The organism is Butyrivibrio sp. CB08 (assembly GCF_003625485.1).
Lineage (GTDB): Bacteria > Bacillota > Clostridia > Lachnospirales > Lachnospiraceae > Butyrivibrio.
This window is the reverse complement of record NZ_RAIR01000005.1, coordinates 223,605-235,490: the sequence shown is the minus strand read 5'-3', so window position 1 is coordinate 235,490 and position 11,886 is coordinate 223,605. Positions and strand designations below refer to the sequence as shown.

The 11,886-nt window shown below is 44.6% G+C and carries 9 protein-coding genes; 2 read left to right on the top strand and 7 right to left on the bottom strand.

Going from position 1 to position 11,886, the window contains the following annotated elements; translation table 11 throughout:
- Nucleotides 1-32: 32 nt before the first annotated feature.
- The 4 genes from D6855_RS10920 to D6855_RS10905 are packed head-to-tail and all read right to left on the bottom strand — an operon-like array spanning nucleotide 33 to nucleotide 3,542.
- Nucleotides 33-866: an ornithine carbamoyltransferase gene (locus tag D6855_RS10920; RefSeq protein WP_120740923.1), complete on the bottom strand. Its 834-nt coding sequence runs from the start codon at nucleotides 864-866 to the stop codon at nucleotides 33-35.
- 3 nt (nucleotides 867-869) lie between these two features.
- The gene (locus D6855_RS10915) at nucleotides 870-2,183 is read right to left on the bottom strand and encodes a glycoside hydrolase family 53 protein (RefSeq protein WP_120740921.1); all 1,314 of its coding nucleotides are present in this window, start codon (nucleotides 2,181-2,183) and stop codon (nucleotides 870-872) included.
- Nucleotides 2,184-2,229: 46 nt separating this feature from the next.
- Nucleotides 2,230-2,730, bottom strand: a complete 501-nt coding sequence (locus tag D6855_RS10910) for a GNAT family N-acetyltransferase (RefSeq protein WP_120740919.1) — start codon at nucleotides 2,728-2,730, stop codon at nucleotides 2,230-2,232.
- A gap of 23 nt (nucleotides 2,731-2,753) precedes the next feature.
- The gene (locus tag D6855_RS10905; RefSeq protein ID WP_120740916.1) at nucleotides 2,754-3,542 is read right to left on the bottom strand and encodes a class I SAM-dependent methyltransferase; all 789 of its coding nucleotides are present in this window, start codon (nucleotides 3,540-3,542) and stop codon (nucleotides 2,754-2,756) included.
- A 209-nt stretch (nucleotides 3,543-3,751) separates the two neighbouring features.
- Between D6855_RS10905 and D6855_RS10900 the strand changes: the two genes are divergently transcribed.
- The gene (locus D6855_RS10900) at nucleotides 3,752-4,123 is read left to right on the top strand and encodes a BlaI/MecI/CopY family transcriptional regulator (RefSeq protein ID WP_120740914.1); all 372 of its coding nucleotides are present in this window, start codon (nucleotides 3,752-3,754) and stop codon (nucleotides 4,121-4,123) included.
- Nucleotides 4,124-4,148: 25 nt separating this feature from the next.
- Entirely contained in the window at nucleotides 4,149-5,720 is a 1,572-nt protein-coding gene (locus tag D6855_RS10895) for a M56 family metallopeptidase (protein WP_120740912.1), read from the top strand.
- Nucleotides 5,721-5,782: 62 nt separating this feature from the next.
- On the opposite strand, the gene D6855_RS10890 is transcribed toward D6855_RS10895, so the two are convergent.
- The 3 genes from D6855_RS10890 to D6855_RS10880 are packed head-to-tail and all read right to left on the bottom strand — an operon-like array spanning nucleotide 5,783 to nucleotide 11,770.
- Nucleotides 5,783-6,346, bottom strand: a complete 564-nt coding sequence (locus tag D6855_RS10890; protein WP_120740910.1) for a GtrA family protein — start codon at nucleotides 6,344-6,346, stop codon at nucleotides 5,783-5,785.
- Nucleotides 6,346-8,763 (bottom strand): glycoside hydrolase family 3 C-terminal domain-containing protein, encoded by a 2,418-nt coding sequence (locus D6855_RS10885; RefSeq protein WP_120740908.1) that lies wholly within the window; start codon nucleotides 8,761-8,763, stop codon nucleotides 6,346-6,348. Before D6855_RS10885 ends, D6855_RS10890 begins: the two co-directional genes overlap by 1 nt.
- A gap of 4 nt (nucleotides 8,764-8,767) precedes the next feature.
- Entirely contained in the window at nucleotides 8,768-11,770 is a 3,003-nt protein-coding gene (locus tag D6855_RS10880; protein ID WP_120740906.1) for a glycoside hydrolase family 3 protein, read from the bottom strand.
- Between the last annotated feature and the right edge of the window lie 116 nt (nucleotides 11,771-11,886).

Below are 11,886 nucleotides of genomic sequence, written 5' to 3'. Positions count from 1 at the left end.
TTTACACGGATAAAGGTCTGTTTTTCACTTCATTATAATTTTGCTCTCCTCATGCTGTAAATTATTATCGCCTGCTGAACATTTAGCAGACTCTTTTTAAAGTCATATCCCACAAAGTAATCCGAATCGATCACATCTGCAGATACCTCTTCGCCGCGGTAAAATGGTGGACAGGGATTAAGAACTGCCCCTTTGTTTGCCTTATCCATAACATCTTTTGTGATCTGATAGTCTTTAAAATCACCCAGGAACTCTTTTGGAATAGAATCGGTGCAGATTATATCTTTTCCCGTGACAGCTTCCTTCAGATCCGCGTAATACTTAACACCAGGAACCTTGTACTTATCAGGGCAGCACTGAGAAAGAGAAAATCCAAAAGTATCTGCCGCTTCCTTCCACGCCTTTGCAATATTCCCTATTGCTCCCACAAATAAGTACTCATCATTCAGAAAATCAGGCCTAAACTTGGAAAGTGCGTATAGATCCGACATCATTTCACAGGGGTGATTGTCATCAGTCATGGCATTTATCACCGGAACATCCATGGAACTGGCCATTTTATCAAGCATGTTTATGTCCTTATAGCGCACCACAACAGCATCTGCCCAGTTCTGGAGATAACCGCAGACATCCTTGATTTCTTCCTTCTTATCAAGGGTAGATGGGTCAAAAAGATTAGTCTGACCACCGAGAAGATAGATTCCCTTTTCAAAAGAGACTCTGGTTCTTATGCTGCTTGCAGGAAAAAACATCACTACAGTCTTCCCTTTAAGAAAACCGTCGTATTTCTCTATATTGTCAGCTATCTCAAAGATTTCTAATAGCTCATCTTTATTAAAGTCCGTCAGTCTGATGAATGATCCCATTACTCAATTGCCCTTTCTCATATATGCAAAGACCTTTAACGACTCCAGTGGATGTCCGTCAAAATCAAAGAACGCCTGATTATCCCATGAACAGCCGCCATAATAAAGACCTGCATCCTCCGGGTCATAGTCTGAGGCATAGCTACTTGCCCAGCCACTGCCATACTGTTCCCAAATAGCTGAGTTATCAGCAGTTGCAGGCCCTACTGGTATCCAGGCTCCTTCCCAATAAAAGACACCAAGACCGCCAACGTAATTAACCTGCTCACAAATATCATGGATGATGCTGGCCTGACCTTCAACAGATACATCGTATCCATCTACTTTATCGCCAGCACCAAAGCTGTTGCCAGAGCCATCTCCGTCCTTGGTGGTATATGCATATGAGGTTTCTGCAAGGAAAACCTTCTTGCCATAACGTTCCTGAATAAGTTCCAGAACTCTGCTCATATTGTCCATTCCACCGTCCCAAAATGGATAGTAGGACATTCCGATCATGTCAAAATCAAGATCATTCTCCACAAGCTTAGACACAAGGGTGAGCACATCAGCCTTGTCCATTATTCTTGTATAGTGAACTACTATCGAAATCTCTTTTCCATAATCTGCAGAAACTTCCCGGACCGCCATGCTGCCGGCTTTAAGGAGTGAAATGACATTATCTAACTTGGTCTCGCCAGACATCCCGTAATTTATCTCATTGCCTATCTGAACCATTCCAACGTCAACACCGGCGTCCAAGAGCTTTGAGAGACTCTCTTTCGTATAGTCGTAAAGAGCGTCGCTCTTTTCCTCTAGGCTCATACCTTCCCACGCCTTAGGTGCATGCTGGCGCTTGGGATCTGCCCAAAAGTCAGAATAATGGAAGTCTATGCTGACCTTCATTCCGTAGTCAGTAGCTCTTTTACCCAGTTCTATTGCAGTATCAAGGTCATTGTTGCCACCGCCATAGCCATTACCATTCTCGTCATAAGGATCATTCCACACACGAAGCCTTATATAGTTGATCCCGGCGTCTGCAAAGGTTTTAAGGGCGTCCTGCTCCTGCCCGTCCTCGTTAAAGAACTTTACTCCGCTCTTTTCTTCAACAAGAAGTGAAGATGCATCCATTCCAAGGATAAAATCATCTGGAAGTCCCTCTATTGGCGTTTTCCAGGTTTCAATTTCTTCCTGTACCTCTTCTGTCTCAGGTTCGATCATTTCTGTGTTTTCCTCTGGTGTTTCCACTGGCACTTCTTTCTCCTTCGCACATCCTCCCAAAAGCAGAGTGGAAGCTAATGCCACACTCATTACAAATCGCAACGTCCTCTTTTTCATACTTTCCCCTAAATTTGTTCTGTCTCTATCTTTTTAAGCGAACCATTCACTTAGCAATTCTCATGAAATAGTGCCCCTCATCTTCTCCTGCCCTATAAGCACCATTATTGAGCATAACCTTTTGAGACGCAATGTTATCTTTGTTCACACGAAGATATATCTCATCTTCCGGAACGATCTCTTTTGCAATGGGAATAGTGAGCTTTAAACCAGCCGTTCCATATCCCTTTCCGCGATACTCCTTAGCTATGCTGTATCCGATATGCCCTGATCCATTCCTGAGGGCCTCGGTCAGGTAGTGTCTGATCCTGAATTCGCCAACCAGCTTATCCCCATCCCACAGATAATAGTAGGTCTCCGGAACGAACCAGTCGGGCATGTCCACAGGATGCTCGTATGACATCAGAGCGGGAAACACCTTCTCTTTGTACTCCTCCAGTGAAACCCCATGATAGGGATTTGTAAGGCCATTCTCATCCTCAGGAAGAGCTGTGGTGTAGGCCCATTCTGCCTCTATGTCCTCTTTGTTAAGTTTTCTAAGCTCCATTTCCCCATCCTCCAGCTATCTGTTTACTTCTTCACCTGTAACTGCGCAATAGAAACATAGTGCTTCAGCATAAATCTCTCTGGCGCTTCATTTTCAAGCATCTCAATGTGCTCTTTATCCCATGCTGCCAGTTCTGTAGGAGACATGGAAGCCCCAACGCCTCTGCTGGCGCGCATTCTTCCGTGCCATCCCTCTCTGGTAAATGGAATCTCAACTCTGAACTGTTCCTGCGAAAGCAGCTCAAAGGTTTCCAGGTACTGATCTGGAACCCACACAGGGTGCACCGTGTCTCCATAGGCTGTCCAGTTGGGATTGTACTTTAAGATGATCTCCTCGCTCCTTCCAGCGATCTTATCCTCATACGGAAGCCATCCCATGTAGAGGATCAGGAACTTTCCACCAGCCTTAAGCATCCTTGCAAAGCTCCTCGAAGTGATATCATGGTCAAAGTACCATATACACTGGCACGCCGTGATAACGTCAAATGTGTCATCGGGAAAAGAGACTTCTTCTGCCTTAGATGTAAAGAACTCAATATCCATCCCCGCTTCCGCCGAAAGCTCTTTTGCCTGCTGTATCTGATTATCAGCGATATCCGTTCCAGTCCACTTTGCGCCATATTTGTACATATTTCTTGGGAGTACTCCGGCTCCAGTACCGATATCAAGGACCTTCTGACCGTCCTTGCAAAGGCCAAGACCTAGTATGTAATCATAAAACTCCTGTGGGTAAATATCCCTGAACTTTGCATAGTCTTTAGATGTCTTGCCCCAGTCAAATGCCTGTCCGTTATCAATATCCTGGATTATCATACGCTGTTCCTCCCTTAATTTACTTACTCTAGAATACAGGAAAAAGAAAAAACAGACCACCGAAAACACGCATTATTGCTCATTTTGCACTTAATTATCAAAAAAATTGATAAAATGTGTTGACATTGTTGGTCTATGGTTATAGACTAAAATTGGTCTATAGCTATAAACCAATTATTTCCATCCCGAAAGGAGTTTAAAAGTACATTATGGATGACCTTCTGCTTAGTGAGAGCGAATATAAGTTAATGAATATCATATGGGACAATGCTCCTATCGAATCCGGGAAACTGGTGAAACTGTGCGAAAGCGGATTATCATGGAAAAAATCCACCACATATACCATGCTAAAGAAAGTTTGCGAAAAGAACATTGTTCAGAACGTAGATTCCATTGTATCCGTTATCGTACCAAGACAGGACATACAGTCTCATGAGAGTGAACACGTGGTAAAAAGAGGCTTTGGCGGCTCTCTTCCTGCTTTTGTCAACGCATTTTTAGGCAATGGCAAACTCAGCAAAGAAGACGCAAACGAGCTTATCAGCCTTATTGAGAACCACATGTCTGACGACAAAAAATAAACCCTGATCAAAAAAGGTGAAACTTATGGAAAACATTTTTCAATACATATTTCAAATGAGTTTTTATGGAAGCATTGCTATCCTGGCAGTTCTGATCCTGAGAAAGTGCTTTAGTAAGCTTCCTAAAAAAGTAACTGTCCTTTTCTGGCTCGTTCCCGGAATAAGGCTCATTTGTCCGCTGAATCTCAGCTCTATTTTCAGCGTGATGAACGTTGTAAAAATGCCTCACGAAACAGATGGTAAAATGGGCGAAATGGCCAATGCAGTTCTTCCTGCACTTGGTGCAAGACCCCTTCCATCTCCTACTGATATATCACAAGTACCAGCTACATCCGACAATCTGACAGGTCTTTCCGCCGCCACACCAATGATGGTGGTGACACTTATCTGGCTTGCAGGCATGGTACTGATGCTATCATACCTTGCCATCAAGACCATCATCCTGCTTAACGCGCTCAGATCAGCCAAAAGAGTTCGCGGCAAAAGATACTATGTATCAGACGCCATCGATACTTCTTTTGTGCTTGGAATACTGCGCCCCAGAATCTACATGCAGGCTGGATTATCGGAAAAAGAAGAGTCTTTTATTCTCCTTCACGAGCGTACTCACATAAAATACATGGATCACATTACAAGAATTGTTGGGGTTCTGACGTTGTGTCTTCATTGGTTCAATCCCCTTGTCTGGATAGCTTTTTCAAGATTATGCGCTGATCTTGAAATGCGCTGCGATGAAACCGTTGTAGAACAGATGGGATCCAAAATCAGGATGGATTACTGCAAATCAATAGTTAATCACGCGTTGGAACGAGATGCTACAAGCAGGGGTCTGTCTGTGGCTTTCTCGGGGAACAACTTCAGAGGAAGGGAAGTAAAAATGAGAGTAAGAAATCTTATTAACTATAAGAAAGTGTCAACAATTGCAGCAATTGCCATAGCTGTAGCAGCCCTCGGTTTAACAGCAGCCATTTCTACAAGGGCTCAGGCCGAGGAAAAAGAGCCTTCAGTAGAAGTAACAGAAGCTTCTTCAGTTTTTGAGCCTGTTCAGACCGAAGGAACCGAAAAGGTCGGTGCACCAGTCTCTGTTCCAGGAAACCTCGCTCTTGAGATGACAGAGGAAGAAAGCCTTGAAACTTACGGCAAAGAGAACTTAGAGCTTCCTGCAGACGTACAGTACAGTGATGAGGGAAGACCTTTTAGCAAGACCTACGACTTCAGAACCACTCCTACACTAAAGAAGCTGGCAGATATCTGCGAAAAAGCTGGCTTTAAGGTTGAAAACGAAGAGACAGAATATCTTGATAAGGATGGCAATGTACAGACTGGTAGAGAGCTGTACCACTTTAGCGCCTCCAAGGAAAACGGCAATGAAGTAATGTTCCTGTATTTCTACATGGTATCTGAGGATTACGCAAACGAAAGTTTCAATGAAAAGGAAGTTCGCGACGGTCTATGGATATATAATCCAGCCGAAGCTGGCCCATGGTGCGTTTCACGAATTTATGATACCCGCACAGGAGTAATGCTTGATGCCAACGGAACATACAAGTTCGACTGGGAATCACTTGGATTATTTGATACTACATCCTCAAAATAAACCCATAAATCAAAAAGGCCCCCTCATGTCAAACCACTGGCATGAGGGGGTCTTGCTATATATTATTCTGTTATTTCACTTTCCGGGAATATCACTTTGTTTACAAAGAAGAATATCAGCATACTTATTCCGCCGTTTAAGACTGTTGTTCCGATGTTGTAGACGAAATCCGGAACAAACTTGCCTGCTACAGCCACCCAGATACAGTTGATGGAATTAACAATGCAGGTAATAAGTACAAATGCCAGGAAATACCACATAATCTGATACCAGATATTTCCTTTACTTCTAAATACAAAGTTCCTCTGGATTGGGAAGTTTATGCACTCTCCTATGACCATTGCCACCATGTATGCACAAAAGTATGGAAGTCCGCCGTGATTAACATCATATCCCAGGATGTTCCACTTAAAAGTCTCTCCAAGGAGCGTTATCTCTTTTCCCGGCCATCCAAAATCTACCATTGGAAGGCCCTTGAAGGCAGCTGGCAGAAACTGAAGCATGAGATACTTAAACACCGTGATAAGGTTGGACACGATGATAAACAACCCGCCTTCTCTTATCCACTTTGCGGCTTCGGGATGTCTTTTTTCAAAGCTGTCCCATATATTTACTAAACCTGACATCAGTTTAACTCCTTTTCAAATGCCTTGTTCTGCCTACTGTTTCTGAAATAACCGCTTATCACCTTGCCCAGACCTGAGAAGAAATGTCCGTTCACCATCTTCATGATCCCATGAACCATGTGCATATCCACAGCTCCGCCCGTCATCTTGGCAATAGCCCTGAATGGCATGTTGTAGATAAAGAGAATATTGATATCCGGCTTTCCGCTGTCATCAGCCTTTTTCTTCATCTTAGTAAGCTTTTTGTACACGAGCCTAGCCAGGCCACTCTTTGCATAATACATCTGGCAAAAAGCGTCGTTTTCTGTAAGCTCTCCGCTCCATCTTCCATCAGGAACAGGTCTTCCGAGGATCTCTTCAAACTCTGAATCACTTACATTTGAGATATTTCCGCTCATGTATGAAGTGATCTTCTCTGGATCGTATGGAAGGACATCTGTGGTGCCCTGTCTGTGGCATGTTCCAGACAGTCTTATATCTGCACTGCTAGCACCAATCCTGATCTCGTAGTCGCCCTCTTCCACTTCAAATTTATTGGTCTTTACATTGAAGTAGCGGAAGGTCTTATCATCAAACAAAATCTCTATTTCTCTGGATTCTCCGGCCTTGAGGAATACTTTAGTAAATCCCTTTAGCTCTTTTTCCGGTCTGAAGACTTTGGCACCTGGAAGTGCAACATACATCTGCACTACCTCTGCACCGTCCATATCGCCGTCATTTCTTACGGTTACTGAAATTCCAGCATCGTTGATCTTCAGATCGCTGTAGGTAAAGGTTGTGTAGGAAAGCCCAAATCCAAATGGATAAAGCACAGGAATTCCGGCTTTCTCATAGTATCTGTAGCCAACATAGATTCCTTCCCTGTATTCAGAAGTCCTCTCCTGGCTTGGATAGTATCTGAAGCACGCTGTATCCTCGAGTCTCCTCGGGATAGTCTCATTAAGCTTTCCTGAAGGATTGATCTTTCCTGTAAGGATGTCCAGCGCTGCTGATGCTCCAGCCTGTCCGTTAAGATAACAGTGAAGAATTGCCTTAAAATAGTGGTGCCATGGCATTTCTATAGCTGATCCAGCGCTTATTACACCCACGAGGTTTGGATTTACCTGACCAAGCTCCTGAAGGAGAGTGATCTGGTTCTGTGGGATCCTCATGTGGGATCTGTCCATACCCTCAGACTCACTGTCTTCATTAAGTCCAAAGAAATAAAGGACAACATCAGCGGATCTTGCGATATCCAGTGCCTCTTTGCGAAGAGCATCGTCTTCCTGGCCGTTTCTGTGGTATCCGCGGCTCATTCCAACAACTGAAAGCTTATACTGGTCAATAACTCCAGTTACGGTCTCAAGCTTTGTTGGCTTTACAAGAGATGATCCTGCGCCCTGATATCTTGGTTCGAAGGCAAAGTCTCCGATTATTGCTACTTTAGCACCTTCCTTGAGAGGAAGGATCTTGTTTTCGTTTTTAAGAAGAATGCTGCTCTCTGCGGAAGCTCTTTTAGCAATGACATGGTGTGCATCAGCGTCAAAAGAGATCTTACCGTCCTTAGCTTTTTTGCTAAGATCCAGAACCGCATCCAGAAGTTCATCTACTCTCTCATTAACATCAGCTTCGGAAATCTTGCCAGATTCAACCGCCTCAATAAGCTCTCTTGCTGAACCAAGGCCCGGATTTGGCATCTCCAGGTTAGATCCTGCAGCTACTCCAAGAGCATGGTCGTTTGATGCGCCCCAGTCAGTGATGACGATGCCATCAAATCCCCATTCGTCTCTCAAAATCTCTTTTAACAGGTGCTTGTTCTCATTGGCATAGGTGCCATTGACCTGGTTGTAGGCTGACATTATGGTCTTGGCATGACCTTCCCCCACTGCGATCTCAAAGCCTGTAAGGTATATCTCGCGAAGTGTTCGCTCGTCCACAACTGCGTCCATGGACATTCTGCGAAGCTCCTGAGAATTCACAGCAAAGTGCTTGGGGCATGCATAAACGCCCTGTGACTGAATGCCTTTTACGTAGGAAGCTGCCATTTTTCCTGCAAGATATGGATCTTCGGAAAAATACTCGAAATTGCGGCCGCAAAGGGGGCTTCTCTTGATGTTAAGGCCAGGGCCCAGGAGTATATTTACTCCAAGGGCCATAGCTTCATCACCGAGGGCCTCTCCCACAGCTTCGCCAAGGGAAGTATCCCAGCTGTTGGCAACAGTGGCTGCTGTCGGGAAGCATGTGGAGGGCAGAGATTCATTTAAACCAAGGTGGTCACCAGCCGCTGCCTGCTTGCGAAGACCGTGAGGTCCGTCTGAGCAGAATACGGATGGGATGCCAAGCCTTTTAAAATCCCTTGTCTGCCACACGCCTTTTCCGTTAAGGAATGCCGCCTTTTCTTTTAATGTCATCTTTTCAATGATTTCCTGATGTTTCATAAGCTTACGCGTTCTTTCTCTTTCTTACGATAAGTGTGATTCCAAGAACTACTATAAGTGCTGCTACGATGTCTCCAGCAAGGAGGGCTTTCTGCCATCCAGCCATCTTATAAGAAACTGTTGATCCTGATACGATGCCCTGCATAGCGTTTGAGTTAGCAACCATGTAAAGTACGTTGTGAGCTGCTCTTCTCATAGCTGCAACACCAGTAGCTGAGCTCTTGTCTGAGAGGTTACCATCAGCGAATGTGTTGAGCATCAGGTCGTTACCTGCTCTAAGTCCAAGATCTGGATCCATGTATGCGTTTCCTCCGAAGTAATCAGATTCAACGGCACCTCTGAATCCCCACTCGTTTCTAAGGATCTGTGTCTGGAGGCCGTACTGACCGCCTGCCCAAACTGTACCGATTCTGTTGTATGCGCTCATGATAGCTGTTGTAGCGTTGATAGTATTTGAAACAAGCTGGTTGTTCTCGTTGTAGTAGTTAACGTCTGCCTTAGCCTCTTTTACAGCGATCTCGTAAGGGCGGAGGTAGATCTCTCTGAGAGCCTGCTCATTGAGCCATGTTGCGATACCATTTCTTCCGTCTTCCTTGTCGTTTACTGCAAAGTGCTTGATGTATGTGTAAACACCATACTTCATTGTTCCGCTGATCTCAGCAGCTGCGATCTTACCACCAAGCAGGCCATCCTCTGAGTAGTACTCGTAGTTACGTCCTGCAAATGCATTTCTGTGCGTGTTCATGGCAGGTGCATACCAGCCGTTGAATCCGTTGTAGAGACCCTGCTCACCAACCATCTCACCAAGTTCTCTTGCGATATCTACGTTCCATGTTGCTGCAAGGAGCTCCTCAGCTGGGAATCCGATGCAGATAGCGTCTGATCCGCTTGCTGATACCCATGTTGACCATCCCATAGGTCCGTCGTAATCAAGTGTTGCAGGCTTTCCGATGTTAAGGATCTCTGCTGTGTTGTAACCAGCGTTAGCAAGCATATTTGCTACATCATCCATGTTGAGCTCATCAAGAAGCTGCTCCCATGCTGGATCGTCATATGAAAGACCACGAACATTGATAAGCTGAAGGCCATTGCTAGCGCCTGTTACAGGCATATCTGCTGTGTAAACAAGGCTTCCTTCTACGTTTCCTGTCTTTGTATCTGTATTCTCATCAAATACAGTCTCAATAGCTGTCTTGATGTAGTCTTCTGCTGTGATATCAGCATCTGTAGGTGCTGTAGGGAATGTTCCAGCAAAATCACTTCTGCTGAAGTTAAGGGCCTTGCCCTCAGTCTTTGTATCTGTAAGCTCTGCTGAAACCTCATCAAACTGGTTTACAGCTGCTGTCATATCAGAATCTCTCTTGTTGCTCTCGCCAAATACCTCTCCTGAAAGCTCATTTGAGAAGTACTTACCAGCATCAGCCTGGTCGATCTCTGCCCAGCTGTGTGAGTTGTCACTTAAGTAGAATCCATATGTTCCTGCATCAAGTACGTAGCACTTGTTGTTCTTGTAGTCGTATGATGCAAGATCTTCGTCGGCAAAAGAGATTGTAACTGTCTCTGATGCGCCTGGTGCAAGCTCGCTTGTCTTGGCAAATCCAGCAAGTACTACCTTGCTCTTCTCGATTCCGCCCTTTGTGTAAGGAGTCTCTGCGTAGATCTCAACAACGTCCTTACCAGCTACATCACCAGTGTTTGTTACTGTTACGTTGAATGTATATGTTCCGTCGTTATAAGTAGGTGTTCCCTCAAATGTCTTATCAAATGTTGTGTAAGAAAGACCGTATCCGAATGGATAAACTACTGCGCTGTCATAGTCAAAGCCAGCATAATTGCCATCCATAGCCTCTGCAGCTGCAGTCTCGTAATATCTGTAACCTACATAGATTCCTTCTTCGTACTCGATGAAGCTTCCTGACTCGTATCCACCGATTGTTCCATCAACGTTTGAGTAATAAATGTCATCGAAGTTAACAAAAGTAGGGTCCTTTGTAAGATCTTTTACATAAGTATCTACAGTTCTTCCTGAAGGATTAACTGTTCCGTTAAGGGCCTTAGCTACTGCGTTTGCGCCCTGGTCTCCAATACAGCTTACCCACATAGCAGCGTCGATCCCGTATGCAGGGTCGTTGAGGAAATCAACCTCAAGAGCGTTAGCTGTGTTAAGAACTACAACGATCTTCTTGATCTTGCCTGAATCCTTCTGAGCCTTTACATATGAGAGCATATCCATCTCTCTGCTATCAAGCTCAAGGTAAGTCTTGTTCTTGTCAGCTGCAGTTGTAGCAAACTCGCTCATATCTCTAGGAAGGTCGCAGCCCTCGCCGCCAACTCTTCCGATAACCACGATAGCTGCATCGCCGTACTGAGCGTATGTGCTCTCAAGGGACTCTGGGTAATCCTCAAGTGGTACCTCAGCGATGATATCGCCTGTGAACATTGCAGCACCCATAGCTGAGATGAATCCACGACCTGTATACTCAACATCCATAGGTCCCATACCTGTCTGCATTGAAACCTTGATGGACTTTGTTGAGATCTCATGATTAGCGTAGAAATTGTAGAGATCTGTGTTGATAGAGAATCCGTTGGCTTCCATTGCTGTCTTGTAGTCAACTGGTGAACTCTCTGTTGCTGCACTTCCTGCTCCTGTGTAGATAGGATCTACAGAAGTACGTCCAAACATTGAAACCTTATTTTCTGAAGCTGAAAGAGGAAGTGTCTGGTTATCATTCTTTAAAAGAACAATTCCCTCTGCCTCAACTTTCTCTGCCAGTTCCTGGCTGGCTGCAAGAAGGCTCTCCGCATCAGCGTGCTCAGCCTTGTAATACTCTGCATCAAGATTTGCAGCCTCTGGGTTGGTCCTAACAACCACGTCGCCCTTTCCAAAATACATATTCATAACTGTGTACAGTGGTCCAGTAAGAACAACTGTTGCCACAATTGCCAGCACTGCAACAACAGCGATTATTGCAGTCCAGATTCGTGTAAATTTCTTTGTACTCATTTTTATCCTCCTCTGATACCTTTCCGATCAGTTTCTTGTGATCATAAGATAGCAGGAAAAAATGAGATTTTTGATTTTTGGTACGAAATGCAAAAATATGGTATGAAATGCGTACA

What these genes read in the sequence shown, in the direction of transcription:
- D6855_RS10915 (WP_120740921.1), bottom strand. Translation starts at nt 2,183, where the DNA reads ATGAAAAAGAGGACGTTGCGATTTGTAATGAGTGTGGCATTAGCTTCC.
- D6855_RS10900 (WP_120740914.1), top strand. Translation starts at nt 3,752, where the DNA reads ATGGATGACCTTCTGCTTAGTGAGAGCGAATATAAGTTAATGAATATC.
- D6855_RS10885 (WP_120740908.1), bottom strand. Translation starts at nt 8,763, where the DNA reads ATGAAACATCAGGAAATCATTGAAAAGATGACATTAAAAGAAAAGGCG.
- D6855_RS10910 (WP_120740919.1), bottom strand. Translation starts at nt 2,730, where the DNA reads ATGGAGCTTAGAAAACTTAACAAAGAGGACATAGAGGCAGAATGGGCC.
- D6855_RS10895 (WP_120740912.1), top strand. Translation starts at nt 4,149, where the DNA reads ATGGAAAACATTTTTCAATACATATTTCAAATGAGTTTTTATGGAAGC.
- D6855_RS10905 (WP_120740916.1), bottom strand. Translation starts at nt 3,542, where the DNA reads ATGATAATCCAGGATATTGATAACGGACAGGCATTTGACTGGGGCAAG.
- D6855_RS10920 (WP_120740923.1), bottom strand. Translation starts at nt 866, where the DNA reads ATGGGATCATTCATCAGACTGACGGACTTTAATAAAGATGAGCTATTA.
- D6855_RS10880 (WP_120740906.1), bottom strand. Translation starts at nt 11,770, where the DNA reads ATGAGTACAAAGAAATTTACACGAATCTGGACTGCAATAATCGCTGTT.
- D6855_RS10890 (WP_120740910.1), bottom strand. Translation starts at nt 6,346, where the DNA reads ATGTCAGGTTTAGTAAATATATGGGACAGCTTTGAAAAAAGACATCCC.